General features: G+C 74.0%; 25 protein-coding genes. 12 read left to right on the forward strand and 13 right to left on the reverse strand.

Annotated features, from left to right (window positions below; genetic code table 11):
- The first annotated feature begins 376 nt into the window (after positions 1–376).
- On the forward strand, positions 377–1,843 hold the full coding sequence (gene rox, locus ACZ5WK_RS31090; protein ID WP_465552334.1) for a rifampin monooxygenase: 1,467 nt from the start codon (positions 377–379) through the stop codon (positions 1,841–1,843).
- Positions 1,844–1,932: 89 nt separating this feature from the next.
- Here rox and ACZ5WK_RS31095 read toward each other — a convergent pair whose 3' ends face one another.
- The gene (locus tag ACZ5WK_RS31095; protein WP_465552336.1) at positions 1,933–2,832 is read right to left on the reverse strand and encodes an aminoglycoside phosphotransferase family protein; all 900 of its coding nucleotides are present in this window, start codon (positions 2,830–2,832) and stop codon (positions 1,933–1,935) included.
- A gap of 267 nt (positions 2,833–3,099) precedes the next feature.
- On the opposite strand from ACZ5WK_RS31095, the gene ACZ5WK_RS31100 reads away from it, so the two are divergent.
- A complete protein-coding gene (locus tag ACZ5WK_RS31100; RefSeq protein ID WP_465552338.1) occupies positions 3,100–3,495 on the forward strand; it encodes a guanyl-specific ribonuclease in 396 nt (131 codons plus the stop codon).
- 156 nt (positions 3,496–3,651) lie between these two features.
- Here ACZ5WK_RS31100 and ACZ5WK_RS31105 read toward each other — a convergent pair whose 3' ends face one another.
- On the reverse strand, positions 3,652–5,280 hold the full coding sequence (locus ACZ5WK_RS31105) for a purple acid phosphatase family protein (RefSeq protein WP_465552340.1): 1,629 nt from the start codon (positions 5,278–5,280) through the stop codon (positions 3,652–3,654).
- Positions 5,281–5,474: 194 nt separating this feature from the next.
- Between ACZ5WK_RS31105 and ACZ5WK_RS31110 the strand changes: the two genes are divergently transcribed.
- The 4 genes from ACZ5WK_RS31110 to ACZ5WK_RS31125 all read left to right on the forward strand — a co-directional run bounded on the left by ACZ5WK_RS31110 (position 5,475) and on the right by ACZ5WK_RS31125 (position 8,597).
- On the forward strand, positions 5,475–6,272 hold the full coding sequence (locus ACZ5WK_RS31110; RefSeq protein WP_465552342.1) for an SAM-dependent methyltransferase: 798 nt from the start codon (positions 5,475–5,477) through the stop codon (positions 6,270–6,272).
- A gap of 97 nt (positions 6,273–6,369) precedes the next feature.
- The gene (locus tag ACZ5WK_RS31115) at positions 6,370–7,113 is read left to right on the forward strand and encodes a TetR/AcrR family transcriptional regulator (RefSeq protein WP_465552344.1); all 744 of its coding nucleotides are present in this window, start codon (positions 6,370–6,372) and stop codon (positions 7,111–7,113) included.
- A 95-nt stretch (positions 7,114–7,208) separates the two neighbouring features.
- A complete protein-coding gene (locus ACZ5WK_RS31120; protein ID WP_465552346.1) occupies positions 7,209–7,523 on the forward strand; it encodes a hypothetical protein in 315 nt (104 codons plus the stop codon).
- 6 nt (positions 7,524–7,529) lie between these two features.
- Positions 7,530–8,597 (forward strand): M14 family metallopeptidase, encoded by a 1,068-nt coding sequence (locus ACZ5WK_RS31125; protein WP_465552348.1) that lies wholly within the window; start codon positions 7,530–7,532, stop codon positions 8,595–8,597.
- Between the two features lie 133 nt (positions 8,598–8,730).
- On the opposite strand, the gene ACZ5WK_RS31130 is transcribed toward ACZ5WK_RS31125, so the two are convergent.
- The 3 genes from ACZ5WK_RS31130 to ACZ5WK_RS31140 are packed head-to-tail and all read right to left on the reverse strand — an operon-like array spanning position 8,731 to position 11,229.
- Positions 8,731–10,140, reverse strand: coding sequence for a hypothetical protein (locus ACZ5WK_RS31130; RefSeq protein WP_465552349.1), 1,410 nt, complete (start codon positions 10,138–10,140; stop codon positions 8,731–8,733).
- Between the two features lie 6 nt (positions 10,141–10,146).
- Positions 10,147–10,938 carry a hypothetical protein gene (locus tag ACZ5WK_RS31135; RefSeq protein ID WP_465552351.1) on the reverse strand — a complete coding sequence of 264 codons (792 nt, stop codon included), beginning with the start codon at positions 10,936–10,938 and terminating at the stop codon, positions 10,147–10,149.
- 27 nt (positions 10,939–10,965) lie between these two features.
- On the reverse strand, positions 10,966–11,229 hold the full coding sequence (locus tag ACZ5WK_RS31140; protein WP_465552353.1) for an ABC transporter permease: 264 nt from the start codon (positions 11,227–11,229) through the stop codon (positions 10,966–10,968).
- Between the two features lie 400 nt (positions 11,230–11,629).
- Here ACZ5WK_RS31140 and ACZ5WK_RS31145 point away from each other — a divergent pair, with 400 nt between their 5' ends.
- Complete coding sequence (locus ACZ5WK_RS31145) at positions 11,630–12,475, forward strand: class I SAM-dependent methyltransferase (protein ID WP_465552484.1); 846 nt, start codon at positions 11,630–11,632, stop codon at positions 12,473–12,475.
- Between the two features lie 62 nt (positions 12,476–12,537).
- Here ACZ5WK_RS31145 and ACZ5WK_RS31150 read toward each other — a convergent pair whose 3' ends face one another.
- Positions 12,538–13,167 carry a TetR/AcrR family transcriptional regulator gene (locus ACZ5WK_RS31150; protein WP_465552355.1) on the reverse strand — a complete coding sequence of 210 codons (630 nt, stop codon included), beginning with the start codon at positions 13,165–13,167 and terminating at the stop codon, positions 12,538–12,540.
- Between the two features lie 256 nt (positions 13,168–13,423).
- Between ACZ5WK_RS31150 and ACZ5WK_RS31155 the strand changes: the two genes are divergently transcribed.
- Genes ACZ5WK_RS31155 through ACZ5WK_RS31165 form a run of 3 tightly spaced genes read left to right on the forward strand, consistent with a single transcriptional unit; the run spans position 13,424 to position 15,947 of the window.
- Positions 13,424–14,182 (forward strand): SDR family oxidoreductase, encoded by a 759-nt coding sequence (locus tag ACZ5WK_RS31155; RefSeq protein ID WP_396325222.1) that lies wholly within the window; start codon positions 13,424–13,426, stop codon positions 14,180–14,182.
- Positions 14,179–14,979: an SDR family oxidoreductase gene (locus ACZ5WK_RS31160; protein WP_465552357.1), complete on the forward strand. Its 801-nt coding sequence runs from the start codon at positions 14,179–14,181 to the stop codon at positions 14,977–14,979. Before ACZ5WK_RS31155 ends, ACZ5WK_RS31160 begins: the two co-directional genes overlap by 4 nt.
- Positions 14,976–15,947 (forward strand): NADPH:quinone oxidoreductase family protein, encoded by a 972-nt coding sequence (locus ACZ5WK_RS31165; RefSeq protein WP_465552359.1) that lies wholly within the window; start codon positions 14,976–14,978, stop codon positions 15,945–15,947. The genes ACZ5WK_RS31160 and ACZ5WK_RS31165 overlap by 4 nt, the downstream gene beginning before the upstream one ends.
- Before the next feature lie 151 nt (positions 15,948–16,098).
- Here the strand turns inward: ACZ5WK_RS31165 and ACZ5WK_RS31170 are convergent, their stop codons facing one another.
- Positions 16,099–16,965 (reverse strand): NAD(P)H-binding protein, encoded by an 867-nt coding sequence (locus tag ACZ5WK_RS31170; RefSeq protein WP_465552361.1) that lies wholly within the window; start codon positions 16,963–16,965, stop codon positions 16,099–16,101.
- A gap of 99 nt (positions 16,966–17,064) precedes the next feature.
- Between ACZ5WK_RS31170 and ACZ5WK_RS31175 the strand changes: the two genes are divergently transcribed.
- The gene (locus tag ACZ5WK_RS31175) at positions 17,065–17,478 is read left to right on the forward strand and encodes a winged helix-turn-helix transcriptional regulator (RefSeq protein ID WP_465552363.1); all 414 of its coding nucleotides are present in this window, start codon (positions 17,065–17,067) and stop codon (positions 17,476–17,478) included.
- A gap of 59 nt (positions 17,479–17,537) precedes the next feature.
- Here the strand turns inward: ACZ5WK_RS31175 and ACZ5WK_RS31180 are convergent, their stop codons facing one another.
- From ACZ5WK_RS31180 to ACZ5WK_RS31190, 3 genes are all read right to left on the reverse strand, one after another.
- A complete protein-coding gene (locus ACZ5WK_RS31180) occupies positions 17,538–18,845 on the reverse strand; it encodes an alpha/beta hydrolase family protein (protein WP_465552365.1) in 1,308 nt (435 codons plus the stop codon).
- A gap of 130 nt (positions 18,846–18,975) precedes the next feature.
- Positions 18,976–20,205 (reverse strand): acyl-CoA dehydrogenase family protein, encoded by a 1,230-nt coding sequence (locus ACZ5WK_RS31185; RefSeq protein ID WP_465552367.1) that lies wholly within the window; start codon positions 20,203–20,205, stop codon positions 18,976–18,978.
- Positions 20,205–21,233: a phosphotransferase family protein gene (locus ACZ5WK_RS31190; protein WP_465552369.1), complete on the reverse strand. Its 1,029-nt coding sequence runs from the start codon at positions 21,231–21,233 to the stop codon at positions 20,205–20,207. Before ACZ5WK_RS31190 ends, ACZ5WK_RS31185 begins: the two co-directional genes overlap by 1 nt.
- 158 nt (positions 21,234–21,391) lie before the next feature.
- Here ACZ5WK_RS31190 and ACZ5WK_RS31195 point away from each other — a divergent pair, with 158 nt between their 5' ends.
- Positions 21,392–22,489 (forward strand): hypothetical protein, encoded by a 1,098-nt coding sequence (locus ACZ5WK_RS31195; RefSeq protein WP_465552371.1) that lies wholly within the window; start codon positions 21,392–21,394, stop codon positions 22,487–22,489.
- 107 nt (positions 22,490–22,596) lie between these two features.
- Here the strand turns inward: ACZ5WK_RS31195 and ACZ5WK_RS31200 are convergent, their stop codons facing one another.
- The 3 genes from ACZ5WK_RS31200 to ACZ5WK_RS31210 all read right to left on the reverse strand — a co-directional run bounded on the left by ACZ5WK_RS31200 (position 22,597) and on the right by ACZ5WK_RS31210 (position 25,007).
- Complete coding sequence (locus ACZ5WK_RS31200; protein ID WP_465552373.1) at positions 22,597–23,496, reverse strand: Gfo/Idh/MocA family protein; 900 nt, start codon at positions 23,494–23,496, stop codon at positions 22,597–22,599.
- 82 nt (positions 23,497–23,578) lie between these two features.
- On the reverse strand, positions 23,579–24,256 hold the full coding sequence (locus ACZ5WK_RS31205; protein WP_465552375.1) for an O-methyltransferase: 678 nt from the start codon (positions 24,254–24,256) through the stop codon (positions 23,579–23,581).
- Between the two features lie 82 nt (positions 24,257–24,338).
- Positions 24,339–25,007: a DedA family protein gene (locus ACZ5WK_RS31210; RefSeq protein WP_465552377.1), complete on the reverse strand. Its 669-nt coding sequence runs from the start codon at positions 25,005–25,007 to the stop codon at positions 24,339–24,341.
- Between the last annotated feature and the right edge of the window lie 41 nt (positions 25,008–25,048).

The raw sequence follows: 25,048 nt of genomic DNA on the forward strand, positions 1-25,048 counted from the left end.
CCTCCCCCGACCCTCCTCCAGAAAACAACACCCTCTCAACTGTCCCCCCCCCCCCCCCCTATTCCCCCACAAGCGTCGACCGGGGGTGGGGGTTCCCCCCCCCCCCCCCCCCCCCCCCCCACTCCCCCGGCCGGATCAAAAGCACCCGACGCACGCAGGGCCGCGCCTCACGGGACACACCACATGCAGGGCCGCGCCGCCGCTTCGCGGGGAGGACATCCGCCCGCAGCGCTCAACAAAAGACAAAGGCAAGGAGGTTGCCCACTCCTTGCCACTCTCAACTTATAGCGCACCAGGGGGCTTGCGGCAAGGCCCTGGTCGTACAGCAGAATGACCGGCCTGAGCCGGGTTCTGTGGAAGTTGACGGGGGTTTGTGATGATCGACGTGATCGTGGCCGGCGCTGGACCGACCGGGCTGATGCTGGCCGGCGAACTCCAGCTGGCCGGGGTGCGGACGGTCGTGCTGGAGAGGCTGGCCGAGCCGACCGGGCAGTCCCGCGCACGCGGCCTGCACGTGCGCAGCATCGAGGTGCTGGACCAGCGCGGCATGCTCGACCGGTTCCTCGCGGTCGGCGAGAAGTTCCAGGCCGGCGGGTTCTTCGCCGCCATCGTCAAGCCCTGGCCGGGCCGGGTGGACACCGCGCACCCGTACGGCCTCGCCATCCCGCAGACGGTCACCGAGCGGCTGCTCACCGAGCGTGCCGTCGAGCTCGGCGCCGAGATCCGGCGCGGCTGCGAACTGGTCGGGCTGAGCCAGGACGAGGACGGGGTGAGCGTCGAACTGGCCAGTGGGGGCACCTCCGCCATTGACGGCGTAGCCGGCGGGGGAGGCGCCCGGCTGCAGGCCCGCTACCTCGTCGGCTGCGACGGTGGCCGCAGTGTGGTGCGCAAGCTGCTCGGCGTCGGCTTCCCCGGTGAGCCCACCAAGGTCGAGACGCTGTTGGGTGATGTGGAGGTGACGGCGGAGCCGGCGGCGATGGCCGCCGTCATGGCCGAGATCCGCAAGAAGCACGTCCGGTTCGGCGCCGTTCCCCTGGGGGACGGAGTGTTCCGCGTCATCGTTCCCGCCGAAGGGCCGGCCGAGGACCGGACGGCCGCGCCGACCTTCGAGGAGTTCAAGGAGCGGCTGCGGGCGTTCGCAGGCACCGACTTCGGCGCGCACTCACCGCGCTGGCTGTCCCGGGTCGGCGACGCGACCCGCCAGGCCGAGCGCTACCGGGTCGGCCGGGTGCTGCTGGCCGGCGACGCGGCGCACATTCACCCGCCGACCGCCGGACAGGGGCTCAACCTCGGTGTCCAGGACGCGTTCAACCTCGGGTGGAAGCTGGCCGCCGAGGTCAACGGCTGGGCGCCGGAGGGGCTGCTGGACAGCTACCACGCCGAGCGGCACGCGGAGGGCGCCCGCGTGTTGGGCAGCACCCTCGCGCAGGGCGTGCTGCTCGAGGACACCGCGGGCGCCAGGGCGTTGCGGGAGTTGTTCTCCGAGCTGCTGGACTTCGAGGACGTGAACCGCTCCGTGACGGAGATGATCACCGCGGTCGGGGTCCGTTACGACCTCGGCGAGGGCCACGACCTGCTCGGCCGGCGGCTGCGGGATGTGACGCTGAAGCAGGGGCGCCTGTACGAGCTGATGCGCGGCGGCCGCGGGCTGCTGCTCGACCGGACCGGCCTGCTCTCGGTGGAGGGCTGGGCGGACCGGGTCGACCACGTCGTCGACGTCAGCGAGGAGTTGGACGTCCCCGCGGTGCTGCTGCGGCCGGACGGCCACGTGGCGTGGGTCGGTGACGACCAGCAGGATCTGCTCGGTGTGCTGCCACGCTGGTTCGGCGGCGCCGCCGGCTGAGCGCGCGGTCGCGGCCCGAAGGAGTGAGGCCTCGGCCGGGGCGACGGGCCGGCCGGTTCCGTCGAGCGGCGGGAGCGGCCGGGGGAGCCTCAGCCCTCCTCCAGCACGGCCCGGATCACGTGCCGGGCGTTCCGTGCCATCGCCGGGTTGGTCCTGCGGTGGTACGGCAGGGCGATGAGCGCCTGGGAGAGGGTCAGCCCCCGGCCGCGGGTCCAGGTGGCGTCGTCCACCCCCAGGGCCTCGCGGAAGGTCTTGCGGGCGTCGGCCGGCAGCAGGTTCCACGCCGGGAAGAGGTCGCAGGCCGGGTCTCCCACGCCGGTGCAGCCGAAGTCGATCACGGCGCTCAGCCTGCCGCCGGCCACCAGCAGATTGCCGGGCATGAGGTCGGCGTGCAGCCACACCGGCGGCCCGTCCCAACCCGGGGCCCGCAGGGCCTCCTCCCAGGCGGCGGTCACGGCAGCACCGTCGACGCCCTCCTCCGGGAGGCCGCGCAGTGCCTCGATCGCCCGCCGGGTCGCCGCGTCGAGCGCGGCGAGCGGCCCGCCGCGGTAGGCGGGCGGCGCACCCGGCAGGGTGACGGCCCGCATCGCGGTCACGAACCCGGCCAGGTCCTCGGCCAGCAGCACGGGCTCGCTCAGGTCGCCCGCCTCGGGGTGCTCCCCGGCGAGCCAGCGGTACACCGACCACGGCCAGGGGTAGCCCTCGGCGGGCTCCCCGGCCCCGAGGACCTCGGGGACGGCCGTGGGGAGCAGGGGCGCGAGGCGCGGGAGCCACCTCCGCTCCATCGACACGTCCTCGGCACCGCCGCTCGTCATCGGCAGCCGTACGACCATCGCGTCGCCCAGTCGGTAGACGGCGTTGACCGTGCCGCCGGACGGCAGCCGCTCCACCGCGAGCCCGGCCCACTGCGGGAACTGCGCGGCGACCAGCCGCCGGACGAGGGTCTCGTCGATGGGGTGCCGGCCGGAGTGCATCTGCCCTGTGCTCATGGGGTGCCATCCGACCGCGAACCCCGGGAGGCGTCAACCGCTTTTCGGGCCGGCGCCACAGCCGGCCCCGCAGCCGGCACCACAGGTACCCGCAGCCGGACCCGACCGGCGGCACCCCCGGGTGACAGGACCGCAGCGCCAGGACGCTCATGATGGCGGTACGCCACAAGTCGTTCCGGTTCTGGGACAGTTACGCGGGAATGAAGTGTTTCCGTACCACCCCGGCAAGCCTTCCTCCTGCACCTGACAACGATTCACACTGCTGTCATGCGAACTGCTCTACGCGCGTTGAAGACCCGCGCCGCCTCCGTTGCCGTTGTCGGCCTGCTCACCCTCGCCCCCACCGCGGTGTCCGCCACCGAGGCCCACGCCGCCGTCAGCGGCAGCGTCTGCCTGTCCGACCTGCCGAGCCAGGCCTGGGACACCCTGGACCTGATCGACGCCGGCGGCCCGTTCCCGTACTCGCAGGACGGTGTCGTCTTCCAGAACCGGGAGCGCATCCTGCCCTCCAAGTCCTCCGGCTACTACCACGAGTACACCGTCATCACCCCGGGCAGCCCGACCCGCGGCGCGCGACGGGTCATCACCGGCCGGGTCTACCACGAGGACTACTACACCTCGGACCACTACGCGAGCTTCTACAAGGTCGACTGGGGCTGCTGACCGCTCCCCTCCCCTCCCTCCCCGCCCCTGCGACCCCGGGCGGCCGGTCGGCGGGTGCGGTTGCTGTGGCCGTCCCCGCCGACCGTCCGTCCCCGCCGACCGTCCGTCCGTGCGGACCGAAGGCCCCGCCCTCACCCCGGCTCCGGGCGTCCCGCCTCAGCCCCGGACGTCGGAGCGGCTGCGTTCCAGGGTGAAGGTGTCCACCGGGGTCAGGTCACCGTGCGGGCCGTCGAAGGTGTAGTACGTCACCCGCATGCGGGTGCGGCCGCTGCGGCGGTCACCGGGGTCGACGTCGAAGGCGGCGAAGCCGTGGGTGTGCTTGCGGTCCTGGACGGCGGCCCAGGGGGCGTCCTCGGTGACCCAGATCGACTCGCGGTACGGCGCGGGCGGGCGCGGCTTGTCCTCCAGGGCGACGACGACCCGGCCCTTGGGCTGCTCGAACAGGTCGTCCTGGGTGGTGGCGGCGTTGCCGCCGGCGCCGATGATCATGTGGACGGTGCCGCGGTCGGTGTCGATCAGGTCGAGCCGGGTGTCGGACGGCACCGGGGTGCGGGTGTCGTTGGGGAGGGTCCCGCGGACGGGGTGGGAGCGCTCGTAGTAGTGCTCGTGGCCGCTGACGACGAGGTCCACACCGTAGGCGTCGAACAGCGGGCCCCACGTCTCGCGGATCCCGAGGTCGCTGCCGCTGCCGTGGAGGGAGCTGGAGATCATCGGGTGGTGCATGCAGACGACGATCCAGTCGACCGCCCGGCTGTCCCGGGCGGCCCGCAACTCACGCTCCAGCCAGCGCTGCTGGGCGCCGCCGGAGTAGCCTCGCAGGTAGGTCTCGCCGCTGTTCTGGATCGCCACGTCGTCGTTGGCGAGGCTGATGAAGCGGACCGCGCCGACGGTGAACGCGTACCACATCCCGCGGGTCTCCTCGTCGAGGGAGGCCGAGGAGTCGGGCAGCGTGAAGTACGTCTGGTAGCCCTCGGCGCCGATCGGGCCGTTGCCGGCCTCGTTCTCGTGGTTGCCGGCGCACGGCATCCACGGGCGCAGCCTGGTCGAGCGGCTGTTGTTGATGAACCAGTCCGCCCAGGTCGCGACCCGGCTCTGCCCGTGGCGGCCGCTGTACGAGGCGTAGCAGAGGTCCCCGTTGACGAGGTTGAACAGCGGGCCGACCCGTTCGACGGCCGCCACGATGTCGGCGGACGCCGCGGTCCCGACCTGGCTGCTGGTGAACACGGGGTACCGGCCGAGCGGCGAGGGGACGCCGTCCGGGAACACGACCTGCCGCCGGAGGTTGGGGGTGGCCTGGTCGCCGAAGCTGGTGAAGGTGAAGGCGGCCCGGCCGCGCGGCGCGGTGGTGAAGGATCCCGTCTCGGGGCTCGCCCCCTCGTGGCCGGCGGCGTACAGGTAGGTGGTCGCCGGACGGAGCCCGGAAAGCCGGGCGTGGTGGACGTACACCTCCTCCTTGGAGAGCGCGTCCCGGTAGGTCCGCGTCTCGGCGTCGGCCACCCGGCCGAGGCCGCCGTCCGGCGACCCGAGCCGGACGTGCGGACGCCGCACCGACTGCGGGGTGATCCAGGAGACGATCATCTCGGACGAGGCGTCCGTCCCGAACTGCAGGTGAAGCCCGCTCACGCTCGGCGCCCCGAGCCGGTGCGGGGTGGACTGGAGCAGCGGGGTGGCACCCGGCGCCGCGTCCGGGGCGGGCGCCGCCGCTGCGGCGGGCGCACCGGCCGCCACCAGCGCGGCACCGGCCGCCGAGGAGCCTCTGAGGATCGACCTGCGCGCGATGTCCATGGAACTCCACTCCCCCGGTGGGCTGTTGACGTCGCAGCACTCTAACGTCATGGACATGCAGAGATGAACCCCTATCCACGGGAGACGCGGCCGGCACCGCCGCGGACCGGGCCCGCTATCATGCGTGGACGCCAGACCGGCCGACGTCCCGCCCCGCGCGGATGACAGCCGTTCAGTTCACCGGAGGGGACCGGATGTTCGACGCCAGAGGCTCCAGCGATGTGACCGACCTCCAGACCGACCGTCCGCATCCGGCCCGCATCTACGACTACTGGCTCGGCGGCAAGGACAACTTCCCGCCCGACCGGGCCGCGGCCGAGCACGCCATCGCCGCCGCCCCCGACATCCCGCAGGCGGCCCGCGAGAACCGCGCCTTCCTTCGCCGCGCCGTCCGGCTCTGCGTCGAGGCGGGCGTCCGCCAGTTCATCGACATCGGCTCCGGCCTGCCCGCCCAGGGCAATGTGCACGAGGTCGCGCAGGAGATCGCCCCCGACGCGCGGGTCGTCTACATCGACAACGACCCGATCGTGCTCGCCCACGGCCGGGCCCTCCTCTCGGACAAGCGCTCCACCACCGTCCTGACCGGCGACCTCCGCGACCTGGACGAACTGCTGGACCGCCCCGAGCTGCGCAGGCTGATCGACCTCTCGCAGCCGGTGGCCGTCCTGCTCCTCGCCGTCCTGCACTTCGTCGACGACGACCACGCCCGCGCCGCGGTCCGGGCGATCCACAGCCGGCTCGCCCCGGGAAGCCACCTGCTGGTCTCCCACAGCACCTCCGAGGGCAACCCGCAGCGGGCCGCCGAGGTGGCGAAGACCTGGGACAACACCGCGTCGGGGATCACCGACCGCGGCCGCACCGCGGTCGAGGGGCTCTTCGACGGCTGGGAGCTCCTGGAGCCCGGCGTCGACTTCGTCCCGCTCTGGCGGCCGGACGGCCCGACCACCGGCACCACCCGCTGGATGTACGCCGGCGTCGGCCGCAAGCACTGAGGACCGACCGGCGCGTGGGCCGTATGCCCGATATTTACCTTGTATCCTTGGTCCCATCTCGTCCCATCCGCCTGACCGGCGTGCGAGGAGTGCGGACATGGTGGAGCTGGACGGTCCCGAGAAGCGGCGGCGCCTGAGCCGCCCGCTGGTGCTCGCGGCCGCCGTCGCACTGGTGGACCAGGAGGGGCTGGCGGCACTGACCATGCGCCGCCTGGCCACCGGCCTCGGCGTCGAGTCGATGGCGCTCTACCGCTACACCCCGGGCAAGGAGGCGCTGCTCGACGGGCTGGTCGAGGCGTTCTTCGCCGAGATCAACGACCGGCTGCGCAGCTCGGCCGAGGCGGTCCGGGGCGCCACCCCCGCCGATCCCGCGGTCCCGGCCTGGCGCGCGGAGCTGCAGCGGATCGCCCGCGCCTTCGCCTCGGTCGCCCACGCCCACCCCGCGATCCTGCCGCTGGTGGCCACCCGGCCGCTCATCGTCCCGGTGGCCCGCCGCCCCGCGCCGGCGCTCCAGCTCACCGAGCACATCCTCGCCGTGCTGGGCCGGGCCGGGTTCGACGACTCCGCCGCGCTCACCGTCTACCGCGCCTTCGTCGCCTGGAACGTCGGCTTCCTCCTGGTCGACAAGCGCCAGGTGGTCGACAACCCCGACGAGCCGGACCCGCTGCTGCGCCTGGGCCTGCACCGGCTGCCCGCCGCCGACTACCCCCGGCTGCGCGCACTCGTCCCGCGGCTCTCCGACTACGACGAGGAACGCGAGCTGCTGGCCGGCCTGGACCGCCTGCTGGGCGGGATGCCGCAGGATCCCCTTGACTCCTTCTACGGCGGAAGCGCACGCTGAGGATACGAGGTACACATCGGACATACACGTACATCAGCGCCCCGCGCCGTCGGAATCGCTGATGTGAGACCCGACGGCGCCCGAAAGAGGTCGCCATGTCCACTGCCCGCTACGACATTCTCCGTGTCCGCGTCACCGCCAAGGACGCCGACACCCTGCGCGCGCTGCTCCGCGAGGTCCGCCCCGACGTCGGCGGCCACCCCACCCGGGAGCCGGACGGCCGCTGCAGCATCGATGCCTACGTCCCCTCCGACCAGGTCACGGCCCTCGAACGCGAGGGCGTGACCGTCGAGGAGATCCAGAACGCCTCCGAGGCCGGCCGCCTCGCCCAGGCCCAGGTCGGTGAGGGCGACCGGTTCGCCCCTGCCGACGCCCGTCCGCGCGGCCTGGCCGTCAAGGTGAGGGACTGACCCGCCATGTCCTACCTGAACGTCACCGAGGTCGAGTCCGCCGTGGCCAGCCTCTCCACCGCGTTCCCCTCCCTCTCCGGCCTGATCGAGCTGCCCGAACGCACCGTCGAGGGCCGGACGAGCCACGCCCTGCGGATCGGCGCCGAGTCCCTGGCCCCCAAGGACTGCGTCGTCCTGACCGGAGGTCTGCACGCGCGTGAGTGGGGCAGCTGCGAGGTGCTGATCCACCTCGCGGCCGACCTGCTGGAGGCCTACGACTCCCACACCGGTCTCGCCTACGGCGGTACCACCTTCACCGCCGACCAGGTCCAACGCGTACTGAACGAGCGGGACCTCGTCATCTTCCCGCTCGTCAACCCGGACGGCCGGCGCTACAGCCAGAGCGTCGACGCGATGTGGCGCAAGAACCGCAACCCGGCCAACGCCGGGGGCCGCCCGGAATGCATCGGCGTCGACATCAACCGCAACTTCGACTTCCTCTTCGACTTCACCACCGCCTTCGCGCCGACCGCCGGCCCGCGCGTCTCGGCCGATCCGCGCGACCGCCAGGTGTACGAGGGCCCGCACGCCTTCTCCGAGCCCGAGACCCGCAACGTCCGCTGGCTCCTCGACGAGTTCCCGCGGACGCGCTGGTTCGTCGACGTGCACAGTCACGCCGAGGACATCCTCTTCGTCTGGGGCGACGACGAGAACCAGTCCATCGAACCGGCCATGAACTTCCGCAACCCCATGTTCGACGGCAAGCGCGGCGTGGCCGGCGACCTCGCCTACGCGGAGTTCATCGAGAAGGTCGACGCCGACAACGCCGCCCTGCTCGCCGAACAGTTCTGCCGGGGACTGCACGGCGTGCGCGGCCGCACCTACAAGCCGATGTCCGGGTTCCACCTGTACCCGACCAGTGGAACCAGCGACGACTACGCGTTCTCGCGCCACCTCGTCGACCCGGAGAAGGGCAAGATCCTCGCCTTCACCGTCGAGTGGGGCACGATCTTCCAGCCGCTCTGGCCCGAGATGGAGCAGATCGTCCTCGACGTCGACGCCGGGCTCGTCCAGTTCTGCCTGGCGGCGCTCTGAGCCCCGGACCGAACACCGACCGACCACAGTGGTCTGAACTGCGATCGAGGCGCCCGCCGGCCGGCGGGCGCCTCGGCAGTGCCGTGGACTACGCGGCACTGCCGTGGACTACGCGGCGCGGCAGTGCCGAGGGCTACGCGGCCCGGTGGAAGAAGAACGGGTCGAGCGAGGTCGGCACCCGGTGGACGCCATCGATGTCGAACAGCTGACGGGTCACGAAGTTGGCCCGGCGCTGGTACGTCACGCCGGCCGGGAAGTTGGCGTTGTCCGGGAGGTTGTCGCCCGCGAACACGCCGTAGAAGTCCCGGCCGACCGTGATCATCCGGATGTAGTCACCGAGGAACGGCTTCCCGTTCAGGCCCACCGACGGGCTCAGCGCGGCCTGGTGCAGCACCTGCCGTGCCGGCGCCGTCTGCCAGCCGTCGGCCGTCAGTTCCAGCACCGTCCGCCACTGGTCCTCGACGAACTCCTGGTAGAGCAGCCCCACCAGGCCGTCGGAGTTGACCGCCAGCGCGGGGTTGATGGCCGTGGAGGGCACGGAGTTGACGGGCGGTGTGCGGGCGGCGGACCACGTCCGGCCCCGGTCGGCCGAGTGCTGCAGATGCAGGGTGTTGTCCACCCCGGCCGGCCCGCCGACGCGGTCGCACCAGGCTACCCAGACGCTTGCCGAGTCGCGGGGGTCGACCGCGATCGTCAGGTCACCGCCGAGGCGCTGCCCGTCGATCTCGTCGTCGAACACCACGAACCGCTGGGCCGCGGCCTTCTGGCCGGCGATCCCGTTCGAGTCGGTGAGGGACCGGAACGGGTTGGGTCCGACGCCCCCGCTGTCGTCCCGGGTCACCACGACATCGAAGGTGATGTTGCGGAGGTTGGGTCCGGTCCGGTTCTGCCAGCTCGTGAACACCGCGTACACCGTGCCGTCGGGATGCACGGCGATCCGCACGGGCGGCCCGTCCTGGCCGGTGGTCGAGCGCCGCTCGATCGGCGTGGCCACGAACCCGGACGGCGCCGGCGCGGCCGGGGAGGCGTCCGAGGCATCCACGGAGGCGGTGCGTCCGCCACTCAGACCGAAGTCATTGCTGCCGACGTAGACCCGGCCACGGCCGTTGCCGTTCGCTACGGCCTCGGTGACGACCCAGGGCTGGTCCGGCCCGCCGCGGTCGACGAGGATCTGCATCGGCGTCGTCGATCGCGGGTCCGGCGTCCGCAGGATCTGCATCCGGAGACGGGTCGCGGTGCTCAGCCGGGCGTTGAGGATCCCCGCGTAGAGGGTGCCGCCCGTGGGCGTGAAGCCGACGGTGATGTCGGCCGTCCCGGTGCCGGGGACACCACCGGGGACGACGTTCCTCAGCACCCAGGTGTCGCCGCCGTCCGTCGAGACGTAGATCGGCGCGAGCGGGCCGCCCATCGGGTCGGGGGTGAAGGCGGTCGCGACGAGCTCGTCGGGATTCTCGGGGTTGACCGCGAGGTTGGGCTCACCCTTCTGGCTGATGTCACCGCTCAGCGACCTCGGTGTGATGTTGACGATCTTCAGTGTGGGCACGACGGCTCACCTCCGCTCCTGCAGCACCGCGAGCATCCGCGTCGGCTGGCAGTCGTCGGGATGGAGCAGCTGGAATCGCGCCGCATCGCGCAGGGCGGCGGACTCGTCCTCGGCGCCCTCCGTGGCGTGCAGGATCCACATGCCCTGCTGTCCCGGACTCGGCTTCGGGACCCGGTACCAGTGGATGTCCCGGCTGTTGGGGTAGAGGACGGAGAGCCGTCCCGGGGGGACGTCCCCGGACTCCACGTGACTCACGTCCAGCTGGGCCCGCCACCAGTCGGGGTCGTGCTCGGAGATCGGGCGGCCCTCGTTGCCCGGCAGCTTCTCCAGGCCCACGACGGTGCCGATGACCACCGCGTCCGCCTCACCGGCGTGGGTGGTCATGTCCTCGTCCCTGATGCCGCGCAGCACGGCCGAGAAGGGCATCGCGTCGGCCGTGGTGGCCGCGAGGGTCAGGTGCGGCTGGACGTCGTCGGCGGGCAGCCGTCCGACCTCGTCCACGGCGAGCCCTTCGCCGTAGACCGCGCCCTTGGTGAAGAACGCGGCCGTATCGCCGACCGCCGGCGGGGCGAGGTCGGCGGACAGCTGGACGGTGACCTCGCTTCCGGCGAGTCTGCGGAACGCTTCGGGTGCGTGCAGCACTTCGTCGACCTGGACGACCGCGGTCCGCTCGTCGGCGGTGACGGCCGCCATGGGCGTGCCGCCCAGCCGGGTGACCCTGCCGACGAAGCTCAGTGGGGCCTGCCGGACCAGGTCGGGTATGGACTCCGGCGTCACGGCAGGCGTGCCATCAGGCATGGTGGTTTTCCTTCCCTGGGTCGGCCGTCACCGCGCTGCCCGGGCGGCGGCCGGATGGGTCCTGCGCCACTCGGTCCGTGCACCGACGGCGCAGGCGACGGTGACCGTGGCAGTGATGGCGACGATCAGCCACTCGGCCGCGCCGCTGCCGGCATCGGGGTCGAGACCGAGCAGCAGCTCGATCCAGTCCCGCCAGACCAGGGTGACCAGGAAGAGCAGCCCGGAGAGGCTCCCCAGGGCGATCTCCAGCCAGAAGAGCGGGCGGACCGGACTTTTGGAGTGGAAGGGCATCTCGGCGCCTCCCCTCTCTGCCGCCCGGGCCCCGCGTGGCGCCCACGCCCGCTGTGATCGCTCACGGGCGCGACCGGCCGCACCGGCCCGGGTCGGGTGTCGGCCCCGTCGGGGCCGCCGGTCGGGGGGCAGACCGCCCACGGGGAGGGGTTCGCTTCGGGTACGTGGTCGGGTCCCGGATCCGCGGTGCGGACGGGGGCACGTACACCTACGAGGCACGCATACTTTGTACACAAGTCTCCGCGCACCTCCGAGCCCGGTCAAGGGCGGGCCGCCCCCGTCCGCGACACCCGGACGGGCGCATCGGGCCAGCGCCGGCGGGGGCGCATCGGTAGCTTGGGCGGGACGGCGGCGCGCCGCAGACGGCGGCGCACGGCAGCGGATCACCGGGCGGGTGCAGATGGCCAGCGGCGAACTCGATCTCACCGGACTCCGGCGCGTCTACGGACGGCCGGGCAGCCGGCTGTTCTACACGGCGGTCTGCCGCAACGCCCGGCACTGGGGGTGGACGGAGCCCGGGCAGTCCAAATGGCGTTGCTGGCGGGCGCAGCGACAGCTGGAGGGTGTCCTCGGCCGGAAGCTGGCCCTGCCGGCCGGCTCGCGGGTGCTGGACGCCGGCTGCGGCGCGGGCGTGGTCGCGCGGGAGCTGGCGAAGCGGTTCGGCCTGCGGATCACCGGCGTGGACGTGCTGGACTTCCACGTCCGGGAGGCCCGCCGGCTGAGCGTCCGGGCCGCGCTGGAGGACCGGACCACCTTCTCCTGGGGCGACTACCACGACCTGGAGTTCGCCGACGGTTCCTTCGACGGCGCGTACTCCATGGAGACCCTGGTGCACGCCTACGACCCGGCGCGCGCCCTGGCCGAGTTCCACCGCGTGCTGCGGCCGGGCGGCCGGCTGGTGATCCTCGGGCCGGTCGGGGCGCCGGCGGAGGAGATGAGCCCCCAGGACCGCGCGGTGCTGGAGCCGTACCTGGACGCCATGTCGTTCCCGGGGGCGAAGCGGTACGACACCCGGAGCCTGAACGACCTGCTGACCGGGGCGGGCTTCCGGATCGAGGAGGCGCTCGACGCCACCGCCCGCTACCGCCCGACCTCGGACGCGCTCTACGCGTACTTCCGGGCGCCGTACGCGCTGCTGCGACTGTTCGGCCCGGCCGAGCGGTGGCTCGGCCTGCGGTCGGTGGTGGAGATGTACCAGATCCGGGACCACGTCTCCTGGTACGTGCACACCGCGGTCAAGCCCTGAGCCGTCAGACCCTGAGCCGTCAAGCCCTGAAGCGTCAGACCTGAGCCATCAGACCCCAGCTGTCAGACCCGCGCGCCGAGCATCCGCAGCACCAGGTCGCCGTAGCGCCGGCCGAGCTCCTCCGGTGTCTCGCTGCTGCGCCCGGTGTACCAGCGGGAGACGTCGATGCCCAGCGAGGTGACGGCGCGGGCGGCCGTCCGCACCTCGGCGACCTCGAAGGCGCCGGCCGCGGCGCCCTCCTCGATGAGGTCGCTGACCTCGCGTTCGATGTCCAGCCGCAGGGCGGCGACCACCGCGTACGCGTCCTCGGGGAGCGCGTGCAGCTCGTAGTTGACCACGCGCCCGACCGTCCGGGCCCGGGCGTGCCAGGCGGTGAACTGCTCGACCAGCCGCCGCATCCGGGCCACCGGGTCTCCCCCGCCGGCCACCGCGGACCGGACCAGCTCCAGCGTGGCGGCGTGGCCGGCCCGGCTGATCTCGGCCAGCAGGGCGGCCTTGGAGGGGTAGTGGATGTACAGCGCGGCCGGGCTCATACCGGCACCGGTGGCGATGTCGCGGGTGGTGGTGGCGTGGAAGCCGCGCTCGGCGAAGGACTCGACGGCGGCCTGGAGCAGCCGGTACGCCGCCTCCGGGCGGGCGTCGGCGCCGCCGGGCAGGGCGGGCCAGAGGTCGGCGATGGGCGTGCTGGTCATGGCGCCATCCTCCCAGATCGGTCGTACAGGCATTCCGGTCGCACGGTCCGTCGTCGGTGACGGGCGGGCGCTGCGGACTGTTGACAGGGTCCCGCACCGACAGCATGCTAAGCAAGCGCTTAGTCAGAGCCCGACCCGGACACCCGGCCGGGCCGCCACCGGCCGGGAACGACCACCCGGGCGACACCCCCGGGCGACACCGCCCCGGCGACACCGACCGGCCGCCCCCGCGGCCGGAGCACGTGAAAGGACCTCCGTGGTGCACTCCTTCAAGGGCCAGGTGGCCGTCATCACCGGATCCAGCCGGGGCATCGGCCTCGGGATCGCGCGCGAGCTGGTCGCGCGCGGCGCCCGGGTCTGCCTGACCGCCCGCAACGCCGAGCCGCTCGCCGAGGCCGTCCGCGACCTCGGCGGCCCCGAGGTCGCCATCGGCATCGCGGGCAAGGCCGACGACCCGGCCCACCAGGACGAGGCGGTCGCCCGCACCCTGGAGGCCTTCGGACGGCTGGACCACCTGGTCAACAACACCGGCATCAACCCGGTCTACGGCCCGGTGCTGGACACCGACGAGGCGGCCGCCGCCAAGATCCTCGCCGTCAACGTGCTGGCCCCGCTCGCCTGGACGCGCCGTGCGCACGCCGCATGGATGGGCGAGCACGGCGGTTCGGTGGTCAACGTGGCCTCGGTCGCGGGCATCCGCTCCTCGCTCGGGATCGGCATGTACGGGGTGTCCAAGGCCGCGCTGATCCGGCTCACCACCGAGCTGGCCGCCGAACTCGGCGGCCAGGGCATCCGGGTCAACGCCGTCGCGCCCGCCGTGGTGAAGACCAGGTTCGCCGAGGCGCTCTTCGAGGGCCGCGAGGAGGAGGTCGCCGCCGCCTACCCGCTGGGCCGGCTCGGCGTGCCGGAGGACATCGCGGGCGCGGTGGCCTTCCTGCTCTCCTCCGACGCGGGCTGGATCACCGGCCAGACCCTGGTGGTCGACGGCGGCGTGACCCTGGGCGGCGGGCTGTGAGCGGCACCGGGGAGACCACGGACTTCGCCGGCCAGGGCGTGGTGGTCACCGGCGCCGGCCGGGGCATCGGCGCCGCGCTGGCCCGCGCCTTCGCGGCGGCCGGCGCCCGGGTGGTCGTCAACGACCTGGACGCCGCGGCCGCCCGCGCGGTGGCCGGCGAGACCGGCGGCACCGCCGCCCCCGGGGACGCCGCCTCGGCCGAGGGCGTCGCCGCCCTGGTCGGCCGGGCCCGCGAGGCACTCGGCGAGATCGACGTCTGGTGCGCCAACGCCGGCGTCGCCCCGGTCGGCGGGGCCGGCGCCCCGGCCGCCGTCTGGGCGAGCGCCTGGGAGGTGAACGTGCTCGCCCACGTCCGGGCCGCCGACCTGCTGCTCCCCCGGTGGCTGGAGCGCGGCACCGGCCGGTTCGTGGCCACCGTCTCGGCCGCCGGGCTGCTCACCATGCTCGGCTCGGCCCCGTACGCCGTCTCCAAGCACGGTGCACTGGCCTTCGCCGAATGGCTCTCCGCCACCTACCGCCACCGCGGCCTGCGCGTCCACGCGCTCTGCCCGCAGGGCGTGCGCACCGACATGCTCACCTCGACCGGCGCGGTCGGCGAGGCGCTGCTGGCGCCCACCGCGCTGGACGCCGAGGACGTCGCCGAGGCGACCCTGGACGCGGTGCGCCGGGAGCGCTTCCTCGTCCTGCCGCACCCCGAGGTCGCCGAGTACTACGCCGTCCGCGCCACCGAGCCGGACCGCTGGCTGGCCGGCGTCAACCGGCTCCAGCAGGGGCTGGAGAGGAGCAAGGCGCTGTGAGGGCCTGGCAGGTCACCGAGCTGGGCGAGCCGCAGGAGGCCATGCGGCTCGTCGAGGACGTCCCCCGGCCGGTCCCCGGGCCGGGTCAACTGCTGGTCCGGGTGCGGGCCGCGGCCGTCAACTTCCCGGACGCGCTGATGGTGCGCGGGCAGTACCAGGTGCGCCCGCCGCTGCCGTTCACCCCCGGGGTGGAGCTGTGCGGCGAGGTGGTGGCCGGGGAGCGCGCCGGCGAGCGGGTGATCGGCAACCCGGTGCTGCCCGGCGGCGCCTTCGCCGAGTACGCGCTGCTGGAGGCGGCGGCCGCGTTCCCGGCCCCCGGGGCGCTGGACGACGCCGAGGCGGCCGCGCTGCACATCGGCTACCAGACCGCGTGGTTCGCGCTGCACCGGCGGGCCGGGCTGCGGCCGGGCGAGACGCTGCTGGTGCACGCGGCGGCGGGCGGGGTCGGCAGTGCGGCCGTCCAGCTCGGACGGGCGGCGGGGGCGCGGGTGATCGCCGTGGCCGGCGGGCCCGAGAAGGCCGCCGTCGCCCGGGAGTCGGGCGCCGACGTGGTGGTGGACCGGACGGCCGGGGACTTCGTCGCCGCGGTCAAGGAGGCCACCGGCGGGCGCGGCGCGGACGTCGTCTTCGACCCGGTCGGCGGTGCCGCGTTCACCGGGTCCACCAAGTGCATCGCCTTCGAGGGCCGGATCGTCGTCGTCGGCTTCGCGAGCGGCGAGATCCCGGCGGCGGCGCTCAACCACGCGCTGGTGAAGAACTACGGCGTCCTCGGCCTGCACTGGGGCCTCTACAACACCCGTGACCCGCAGGCCGTCCGGGCCGCGCACGAGGAGCTGACCAAGCTGGCCGAGGCCGGCGTGGTCCGCCCGCTGGTGAGCGCCCGTCTGCCGCTGGCCGGGGCGGCCGAGGCCGTCCAGCGGGTCGCGGACGGGCGCAGCACCGGGCGGGTGGTCGTCCTCGGCGGGTGACGCCGGCTCGGCGGGTCGGCGGCGGGTGACGCCGGCTCAGCAGCCCCGCGGGTGACGCCGGCTCAGCGGGTCGGCGGGTGACGCCGGCTCAGCAGCCCCGCGGGTGACGCCGGCTCAGCGGGTCGGCGGGTGACGCCGGCTCACGGGCGGCTCACCAGGCCGCGTCCGTGCCCTCGGCGATGACGTCCAGGGCCGGGCGCGGCGTCCGGCCGAGCAGCGCGGCGAGGTCGCCCGGCTTGCCCGGGCCGGCCAGGAAACCGTGCGCGATCACCGAGTAGGTGCCGGCCACCATCGGCACCTGGAAGGCTTCGGCGCCCGAGGCGGCGACCGCCGCCCGCGCCTGGGCCAGCGTGCCGGGCCGGTACTCGACGGGCTTCCCGCTCGCCCGGGTCAGGGCCGCCGCGACGTCGGCGCCGCCGACCGCCTCCTCGCCGACCAGCTCGTAGACCCGCCCGGCGTGCCCCTGCGGGGCCAGCGCCACCGTGGCCGCGACCTCGGCGAGGTCCGCGCGGGCCACCGCCGCGAGCCGGCCGTCGCCGAGCGGCGCGGTGATCACGCCGTCCCGGTCCGGCGAGGTGAGGAAGCCCAGCAGCTCGGCGTAGAGGCCGTTGCGCAGGATCGTCCAGCGCAGCGTCCCGGACTCGCGCAGCCGGCGCTCGGTCCAGCGGTGCGCGAGCGCGTAGGCGAGGTGGTCGCCGTCGCCGGAGAGGCTGGTGTAGACGACGTGCCGGACGCCGGCCCGCTCGGCGGCCTCGATCGCGGCCCGGTGGCGGGCGATCACCACGTCGTCCTCGCCGTAGCCGGCCGAGATCAGCAGCAGCGTCCGCACCCCGGCGAAGGCCTCGGCCAGGGTCTGCGGCCGGTCGAAGTCCACCGTCCGGACGGGGACGCCGAGCGCCGGGGCCCGCTCGGGGGTGCGGGTGCCGGCCACCACGCCGTCGAGGCCGCCGGGCAGCTTCGCCAGCCGCTCCAGCACCAGGGTGCCGAGTCCGCCGTTGACACCGGTGACGAGAAGCATGATTCCTCCAGAACCGTTCCTGGGCCCGCGTCCGAACACCGCGCCCTGCTCTGCGACCATCCTCGGTAGCCTGGGCGTCCGACGTAAGGAGGCACTTCCATGTCTGTGGGGCACACCGCGGTAACCACCCCCCGGCCGGTGGTCTGGTGCGAGGACGGCGTGGACTGCGGGATCCGCGACCTGCTCGACCGGCTCGGCGACAAGTGGTCGGTCCTGGTGGTGGTCGAACTCGCGCAGGGCGTACGGCGGTTCCGCGAGCTCCAGCGCGCCGTGCCGGGGATCTCGCAGCGGATGCTGACCCTGACGGTGCGCCGGCTGGAGCGGGACGGCCTGGTGTCGCGGACCGTCCACGCGACCGTGCCGCCACAGGTGGAGTACGAGCTGACGCCGCTCGGCCACAGCCTGACCCACCTTGTCCGGGCGATGGCGGACTGGTCCTACGACCACCACGACACGATCGTCGACTCCCGGCAGGCCTGGGACGCCGCCAACCCGGGTTCGGAGATCCGCTAGCGCGGCGCGGGCGCCGGCGGGCGTCGGCGCCGGCACCGGCACACGGGCGTCAGCGGGCGTCAGCGGGCGAACTCCATCTCGGGGAAGCGCGGCGAGGGCCCGTCCAGCAGGTGGTCGTCGTGCCCGCGCAGCCAGCGGTCGAAGAAGGACGCGACGTACGCCCGGGTGGCGAGCACCGCCCGGTCCGGGCGGATGTCGCCGACGTCGGCCCGCACGGCCTCCCCCGACACCGCGCCCTGGCGGGCGAGTTGGGGCAGCAGCGACTGCGCGTCGGTGTACGAGCCGTGCCGGGAGCCGGTCAGGGTGACGTCGGCCTTCCAGCCCCGGGTGTGCTGCCAGAAGGCGTCCCAGCCGGGCTGGTGGTGGTAGTCGCCGGAGTCGTCGCTCCCGGTGCCCATCAGCAGGAACGGGCGGTCCAGGCCGTCCTCGGCGACACTGCCCAGGTGCACGCCCGTGCCGTCCGGGCCCGGGAAGTGGAGCTGGCCGTCCATGTTGACGCCGGCCACGATCCGGGGGTCGTCGTGCATGGTCTGGGCGGCGGTGAAGCCGCCCGCCGAGTGGCCGGCCATGCCGATCCGGGTGAGGTCCAGCGAGGCGCCCAGCCGGGAGGGCAGCCGGCCGTCGGTGCGCAGCGCGGCGAGCTCGTCAAGCACGAAGCGGGTGTCGTCGACCCGGGCCTGCATGGCCTTGCGCAGCAGGGCGCCGACGTCCAGGCCGGGGCCCGCCATGCCGGGGAGGACGGACTCGGCGAGGCGGCCGTCCGGGAACGCCACCTCGGAGGCGTCGTAGGGGTGGTCGACGGTCACGACGACGTAGCCGCGGGAGGCGAGGTCCTCGGCCAGGCCGGTGCCCCAGGTGCGCGGGTCGCCGAGCCCGGCCGAGTAGAGCACCACCGGGCGGGGCCCGCCGCCGGGCAGGACGGGTGCGTCCTGCCGGGCGTGGGTGCGCACTCCGGACCAGTCCGTCCGGCCGGGCTCCGCCCCGTAGTTGAAGACGGAGGCACCGTCCTTGCCCCCGAAGTGGCCGGCGGCGCGGGGCTCCATGTAGCGGGCCCGATCGTCGCCGTACGCGGGTCGGGTGGTCGGGTACCAGAAGCTGACCATCAGCTCGCGCAGCCGCCCGGGCTGCCACGGGTCCTGCCGCCCGAGGTCGGTCAGGTGCAGCGCGGTGGTGCCGACGGCGTACGGCCCGGTGGGCTGCGGGAGCCCGGCCTGGGCCTGCCGTTCCGTCACGGCCGGTGCCGTCACCGCCGTCGCCGGGGCGGCCGCCACGCCCAGCAGCGCCGTCGCCGCCAGCACCGCGGCGATCCCCGTCCGAGCCGCCCGCCCCTGTCCCCGTCCGTGCATCGTGCCCCAGCTCCCCGTCATGCCCCGGCTCCCCGTCGTGGTGGCCCGCCGTCCGCCGGCCGGCCCGTACGCCGACAGTACGGGCCGGGGTGGTGCACGAACGTCATACTGCGGTGCCAACCCGCCGGGTACTACCCCGGTATGACACCGGTCAGCGGTACCGCTTCAGCTCGCGCCGGGCCAGCGAGCGCTTGTGCACCTCGTCCGGTCCGTCGGCGAGGCGCAGCGTCCGGTTGCCGGCCCAGAGCTGGGCGAGCGGGGTGTCCTGGCTGACGCCGGCCGCGCCGTGGGCCTGGACGGCCTTGTCGAGGATCCACTCGACGGTGCTCGGGGTGGCGATCTTGATGGCCTGGATCTCGGTGTGGGCGCCGCGGTTGCCGACGGTGTCCATCAGCCAGGCGGTCTTGAGCACCAGCAGCCTCAACTGCTCGATCCGGACGCGGGATTCGGCGATCCAGTCCTGCACGACGCCCTGTTCGGCGAGCGGCCGGCCGAAGGCGACCCGGTCCAGCGTCCGCCGGCACATCAGCTCGACGGCGCGCTCGGCGATGCCGATGGCCCGCATGCAGTGGTGGATCCGGCCGGGCCCCAGCCGGGCCTGGGCGATGGCGAAGCCGGAGCCCTCCTCGCCGATCAGGTTGGCGGCGGGCACGCGGACGCCGTCGAAGTGCACCTCGGCATGGCCGCCGTGGTCGGAGTCGTCGTAGCCGAACACCTTCATGGCGCGCCGGACGGTGACGCCGGGGGTGTCGCGCGGGACGAGGATCATGCTCTGCTGCCGGTGCGGGTCGGCGGCCGGGTCGGTCTTGCCCATCACGATGAAGATCCGGCACCGCGGGTTCATCGCCCCGGTGATGTACCACTTGCGGCCGGTGACGACGTACTCGTCGCCGTCGCGCTCGATCCGGGTGGCGATGTTGGCGGCGTCGGAGGAGGCGACGTCGGGCTCGGTCATCGCGAAGGCCGACCGGATCTCGGCGTTGAGAAGGGGTGCCAGCCACTGCTCCCGCTGCGCGTCGGAGCCGAACTGGGCGAGCAGCTCCATGTTGCCGGTGTCGGGGGCGGCGCAGTTGAGTGCGGGCGGCGCGAGCTGCGGGCTGCGGCCGGTGATCTCGGCGAGCGGCGCGTACTGGAGGTTGGTCAGGCCGGCGCCCCCGTCACCCGGCAGGCCCTGCCGGTCCGTCAGGAAGAGGTTCCAGAGCCCCTGCTTGCGCGCCTCGGCCTGGAGCTCGGCGACGATCGGCGGGACGGCCCAGGCCTCCCGGGCCGGGTCGGCGAGCTGGGCCTCCAGCACGGGTTCGGCGGGGTACACGTGCTGGTCCATGAAGGCCAGCAGGCGCTCGCGCAGTTCGAGGGTGCGGGTGTCGTGGGCGAAGTCCATCAGCGGTCCTTGAGGGTGGTGAGGCCGTGGTCGGCGAGGACGGGCGCCATCTCGCCGGCCCGTTCGAAGCCGGCGCCGAGGGTGCGGCCCTGCCGGAAGCGGAAGTGGATGCCCTCGGCGACGACGGCGAGCTTGAAGGAGGCGAAGGCGACGTACCAGTCGAGCTCGGCGGCGTCGCGTCCGGTGAGCCCGGCGTAGCGGGCGACGAGTTCGCCCGCCGGGGGGAAGCCCGGGGCGGTGGCGGCGGAGGGGATGATGCCGCCGCCGACGCCGGCCAGCTCGGTGTACATCACCAGCAGGCCGACGTCGGTGAGCGGGTCGCCCAGGGTGGACATCTCCCAGTCCAGGACGGCGGTGATGGTGTCGTGCTCGTCGACCAGGACGTTGTCCAGCCGGTAGTCGCCGTGGACCAGCGCGGGTGCCGGGGAGTCGGGCAGCCGGGCGGCGAGCAGGTCGTGGAGCCGGTCGACGTCGGGCAGCTCACGGCTGCGGGAGGCGGCCAGCTGGGTGGACCAGCGGCGCAGCTGCCGCTCCAGGTACCCCTGCGGGCGGCCGAAGTCGGCGAGCCCGACCGCGGCCGGGTCGAGCCGGTGCAGGGTGGCGAGGGTGTCGACCAGCTGCTCGCCGAGCGCGTGGACACGCTCCGCGCCGAGCGCGGCCAGCGGCGCCACGTCCCGGTGGGCGGTGCCGGGCACGTACTCCATCAGGTACCAGGGCGCGCCGAGCACCTCCGTGCCGGCGTCCAGCAGCAGGGTGCCGGGGACGGGCACGCCGGTGTCGCGCAGGGCGGTCATCACGCGGTACTCACGGCCCATGTCGTGGGCGGTGGCGAGCACGTGCCCGAGCGGGGGCCGGCGCAGCACCCAGCGGGCGGCGCCGTCGGTGAGCACGTAGGTGAGGTTGGAGCGGCCGCCCTCGATCAGCTCCGCCCGCAGGGGGCCGTTCACCGTGCCGGGCAGTTCCCGCTCCAGGTGGGCGCGGAGCCGGGCGAGGTCCAGCCCGGGCGGGTCGGCGGGGGTGTCGGGCATGGGCTCACTCTCCTGGTCGAAAGCCTGGTCGAGGCGTGCTGACTAAGCGCTTGCTTAGCATTCAGCCGAGGGGTGCGCCCTGTCAATGCCGCCGCACCGGCCGCCCGGCCGGCGGCCCGGGCGGCCGCCCGCCCGCCACCACCGCCAGAATGGGCGCCATGAGGTTGATCCACACCCTGGCCGGCGTACTGCTCCTGCTGCTGACCATCGCCAGCATCCTGCGCACGCTCGTCGTCCCGCGCGGCCTGTACTCGTCCCTGGTGCACCGGCTCTGGCGGATGCTGCGCACACTGCTGCGGCTCTCCGCCACACCGTTCGGCACCTACCGCGCACAGGACCGGGCACAGACCTGGCTGGCCCCGCTGATCCTGGTCGGCATGCTCGGGGTGTGGCTCGGCAGCATGCTGGTCGCCTACACGCTGCTGCTGCACGGCACCTCGGAGCTGGACTGGACGGTGTCCTTCCGGGAGGCCGGGTCCAGCCTCTTCACCCTCGGCTTCGCCAGCGGGGACCGGCTCCACCTCTCGGTCATCGACTTCCTCGCCGCCGCCAGCGGCCCGCTGGTGATCGCCCTGCAGATCGCCTACCTGCCCACCCTGTACAGCGCCTACAACCGCCGCGAGGTGGAGGTGACCCTCCTGCAGTCCCGCGCCGGCGAGCCCGCCTGGGGGCCGGAGCTCCTCGCCCGCCAGTCCCTGGTGGACACCGAGACCGCGCTCCCCCAGCTCTACCGCGACTGGGAGCGGCTCGCCGCCGACATCGGCGAGAGCCACTCCAACTACCCCGTGCTGCTCTCCTTCCGCTCCCCGCAGCCGAACCGGAGCTGGGTCGTCGGCCTGGTCGCCGTCATGGACGCGGCCGCCATCCACCTCGCGGTCAGCCCGCGCACGGCCCCGCCCGAGGCACGCCTCGTCCTGCGCGCCGGCTTCACCGCGCTGCGCGACATCGCCCGCTCGCTGCGCGTCGACTTCGACCCCGATCCGGACCCGGAGACGCCGATCCGCCTCACCTACACCGAGTTCGACGCGGCCGTCGCCATGATCACCGCGGCCGGCTTCCCCCGTGACCGCGCCACCGCCGACGCGTGGCCGCACTTCCACGGCTGGCGCGTCAACTACGAGGCCCTGGCCTACGAGCTGGCCCGCCGCAGCGACGCCGTCCCCTCCCTCTGGACCGGCCCGCGCGACTTCCACGCCCCGTCCATCCCCCCGGCCCGCCCGGCCGACCGCCGCCCGGGGACGGCGGGGCGGGCGTGACGGCGTGACCCCACCGCCGGGGCGTGGCGGGAGCCGGGCACGGGGGCCGAGCCGGGCCGGGCGCCCGGTGCCGCGGTGACACGAAGCGCCGACGGCGCCGCGACTGCTCAGACCTCGACCGGGCCGCCGGAGGCGAGCGAGCGTTCGGCGGCGGCGAGGATCTCCACCGTGCGCAGGCCGAAGGCGGCCCCGCACGGGTGGGGCTCGCCGCTACGGGCGGACTCCGCCAGGGCGTCCAGGGCACGGTGGAGGGCGGCGACCGGGCCCTCGCCACGCTCGGGGAGGTGAACCACGCCGGACTCCCCGCGCAGCTCCATGCCCGTGCCACCGGCCGCGAACGGCGCGGTCAGGCTGAGCGCGAGCGTGCTGGACGCGCCGCCGGCGTGCCGCAGGACGAGGTGGACGGTGTCCAGCGGGCCGGCCGCAGCCGTCACCCGCGTGGCGTCGCCGAGCACCGGCAGCAGCACGGAGAGCGCGTGCGGGCCGACGTCCCAGAGCGCGCCCTTCTCCTGCCGCCAGGGCGAGGCCGCGTACGGGCTGGTGCTGTCCGGGGCGAACACCGAGCCGAGCCAGTCGGAGCGGCCGGTGAACCAGCCGCCGGCGGCGGCCTGCTTCTCGATCCACGGGATCTGCTCGCCGCCGAAGCGGACGGTGAAGAAGACCACCGACGCGACACCGTGCGCCTCGGTCGCCCGGACCACGCGCCGCGCGTCCGGGACGGTCAGCGCGACCGGCTTGTCCAGCAGCAGGTGGCAGCCGGCCTCGGCCGCGCGCACCGCGAGGTCGGCCTGCACGGTCGGCGGCAGGGCGATGGAGACGGCGTCCACCTCGGCGAGCAGCCGGTCGAGGTCCGCGTACCCGGGGACGCCGTGGGCCGCGCCGAGCGCGTCGGCCGCCTCGGGGCGGCGCGCCCAGACGCCCGCGAACTCGTAGGAGGGGTGCTCCGCCAGGACGGACGCGTGCACCCGCTCCGCCCAGGGGCCGGTGCCCAGCAGTCCGATCCGCATGCCGTTCGTGCTCCTTGCTCTCGTGCCTGCCGGTCCACCGGCCGGTCTGCCCGTGGACCGTGAGTGTGTCCGGGGCCCTGACTCAGCTCTGCACGCGGGCCAGCGTGAAGCCGTCGTAGCCCTTGCTGCCGACGGTCTGCACCGACGTCGCGGCGACGCGCGGCTCGGCGGCGATCAGGTCGTGCAGCCGCCGGGTGGCGGTGATCGCCGGATCGGTGCTGCCAGCGTCGGCCACGGCCCCGCCGCGCACCACGTTGTCGACGACGATCAGCGCGCCGGGCCGGGTCAGCTGGAGCGCGCGGGCGAAGTACTCGGGGTTGCCCGTCTTGTCCGCGTCGATGAAGACCAGGTCGAACGGCTCGACGCCGTCCGCCACCAGGGCGGCCAGCGCGTCGGCGGCGCGGCCGACCCGCACCTCGGCGACCTGCTGCAGCCCCGCCCGGGCGAGGTTGGCCCGGGCGACCTCGGCGTGGGCCGGGCTGATCTCCAGGGTGATCAGCCTGCCGTCCGCGGGCAGCGCCCGGGCCAGCCAGATCGCGCTGTAGCCGCCGAGCGTGCCGACCTCCAGGATCCGCCGGGCGCCCTGGGTCAGGGCCAGCAGGTGGAGCAGCTTGCCCTGGTTGGGGGCCACCGCGATCCGCGGCAGCCCGGCCGCGTCGGCGGCGGCCACCGCGGCCTCCAGCACCGGATCACGGCCGACCAGCTTCTCGGAGAAGTACGCGTCCACCGCGTCCCACGTCTGCTGCGCCTGCTCCGCCATTGTGCCCTCCACCTGCCGCTTTACATGCCACCGCCGGGGTAGCTCGATGCTACCCCGGCGGTGTGCCGGCTCCGGCGGTCCGTCAGTCGACGGCGGGTGCGGGCTCCGCGGCGGTGGTCGCGGCCGCAGCGTCCTCGGCCTCGCGCTCCCGCGCGGCCTTGGCGGCCCGGCGCTTCATCAGCCAGGCCGAGGAGATGCCGACCAGCACGGCCAGGACCAGGCCCAGCCAGGAGAAGCGCTTCAGCCACTGCTCGGCGACCTTGCCGACCTGGTACACCAGCAGCGTGGTGCCGCCGGCCCAGACCACGCCGCCGAGCACGTTGGCGATCAGGAACTTCCAGTACGGCATCCTGAGCGCGCCCGCCAGCGGCCCGGCGAAGATGCGCAGGAGCGCGATGAAGCGGCCGAAGAAGACCGCCCACATGCCCCACTTCTGGAACGAGCGCTCGGCCGTGGCCAGGTGGTCCGGCCCGAAGTGCTTGGGGAACTTCCGCCCCAGCTTCTCGAACAGCGGCTTCCCGCCCTTGCGCCCGATCGAGTAGCCGATCGAGTCGCCGATGATCGCCCCCAGGATCGCGCACACGGCCACCCAGACCGGGCTGACCACACCGCGCGCGGACAGCAGCGCCGCCGAGACCAGCGCGATCTCCCCGGGCAGCGGGATGCCCAGGGACTCCAGCCCGATGATCAGGGCGACCAGGGCGTAGACCGCACCCGGTGGGACGCTCTCGATCCAGGCGTCGATGTGCAAGGCCAGTACCTCCGTGGCAGGACGAGCCGCGGTGGCGGCAC

The organism is Kitasatospora sp. NPDC032757 (genome assembly GCF_055579305.1).

Coding starts and splice junctions, on each gene's coding strand:
- ACZ5WK_RS31180 (WP_465552365.1), bottom strand. CDS start 18,845: ATGACGGGGAGCTGGGGCACGATGCACGGACGGGGACAGGGGCGGGCG.
- ACZ5WK_RS31120 (WP_465552346.1), top strand. CDS start 7,209: ATGTCCACTGCCCGCTACGACATTCTCCGTGTCCGCGTCACCGCCAAG.
- ACZ5WK_RS31110 (WP_465552342.1), top strand. CDS start 5,475: ATGTTCGACGCCAGAGGCTCCAGCGATGTGACCGACCTCCAGACCGAC.
- ACZ5WK_RS31105 (WP_465552340.1), bottom strand. CDS start 5,280: ATGGACATCGCGCGCAGGTCGATCCTCAGAGGCTCCTCGGCGGCCGGT.
- ACZ5WK_RS31115 (WP_465552344.1), top strand. CDS start 6,370: ATGGTGGAGCTGGACGGTCCCGAGAAGCGGCGGCGCCTGAGCCGCCCG.
- ACZ5WK_RS31145 (WP_465552484.1), top strand. CDS start 11,630: ATGGCCAGCGGCGAACTCGATCTCACCGGACTCCGGCGCGTCTACGGA.
- ACZ5WK_RS31135 (WP_465552351.1), bottom strand. CDS start 10,938: ATGCCTGATGGCACGCCTGCCGTGACGCCGGAGTCCATACCCGACCTG.
- ACZ5WK_RS31205 (WP_465552375.1), bottom strand. CDS start 24,256: ATGGCGGAGCAGGCGCAGCAGACGTGGGACGCGGTGGACGCGTACTTC.
- ACZ5WK_RS31150 (WP_465552355.1), bottom strand. CDS start 13,167: ATGACCAGCACGCCCATCGCCGACCTCTGGCCCGCCCTGCCCGGCGGC.
- ACZ5WK_RS31175 (WP_465552363.1), top strand. CDS start 17,065: ATGTCTGTGGGGCACACCGCGGTAACCACCCCCCGGCCGGTGGTCTGG.
- ACZ5WK_RS31100 (WP_465552338.1), top strand. CDS start 3,100: ATGCGAACTGCTCTACGCGCGTTGAAGACCCGCGCCGCCTCCGTTGCC.
- ACZ5WK_RS31140 (WP_465552353.1), bottom strand. CDS start 11,229: ATGCCCTTCCACTCCAAAAGTCCGGTCCGCCCGCTCTTCTGGCTGGAG.
- rox (WP_465552334.1), top strand. CDS start 377: ATGATCGACGTGATCGTGGCCGGCGCTGGACCGACCGGGCTGATGCTG.
- ACZ5WK_RS31195 (WP_465552371.1), top strand. CDS start 21,392: ATGAGGTTGATCCACACCCTGGCCGGCGTACTGCTCCTGCTGCTGACC.
- ACZ5WK_RS31185 (WP_465552367.1), bottom strand. CDS start 20,205: ATGGACTTCGCCCACGACACCCGCACCCTCGAACTGCGCGAGCGCCTG.
- ACZ5WK_RS31125 (WP_465552348.1), top strand. CDS start 7,530: ATGTCCTACCTGAACGTCACCGAGGTCGAGTCCGCCGTGGCCAGCCTC.
- ACZ5WK_RS31190 (WP_465552369.1), bottom strand. CDS start 21,233: ATGCCCGACACCCCCGCCGACCCGCCCGGGCTGGACCTCGCCCGGCTC.
- ACZ5WK_RS31095 (WP_465552336.1), bottom strand. CDS start 2,832: ATGAGCACAGGGCAGATGCACTCCGGCCGGCACCCCATCGACGAGACC.
- ACZ5WK_RS31170 (WP_465552361.1), bottom strand. CDS start 16,965: ATGCTTCTCGTCACCGGTGTCAACGGCGGACTCGGCACCCTGGTGCTG.
- ACZ5WK_RS31200 (WP_465552373.1), bottom strand. CDS start 23,496: ATGCGGATCGGACTGCTGGGCACCGGCCCCTGGGCGGAGCGGGTGCAC.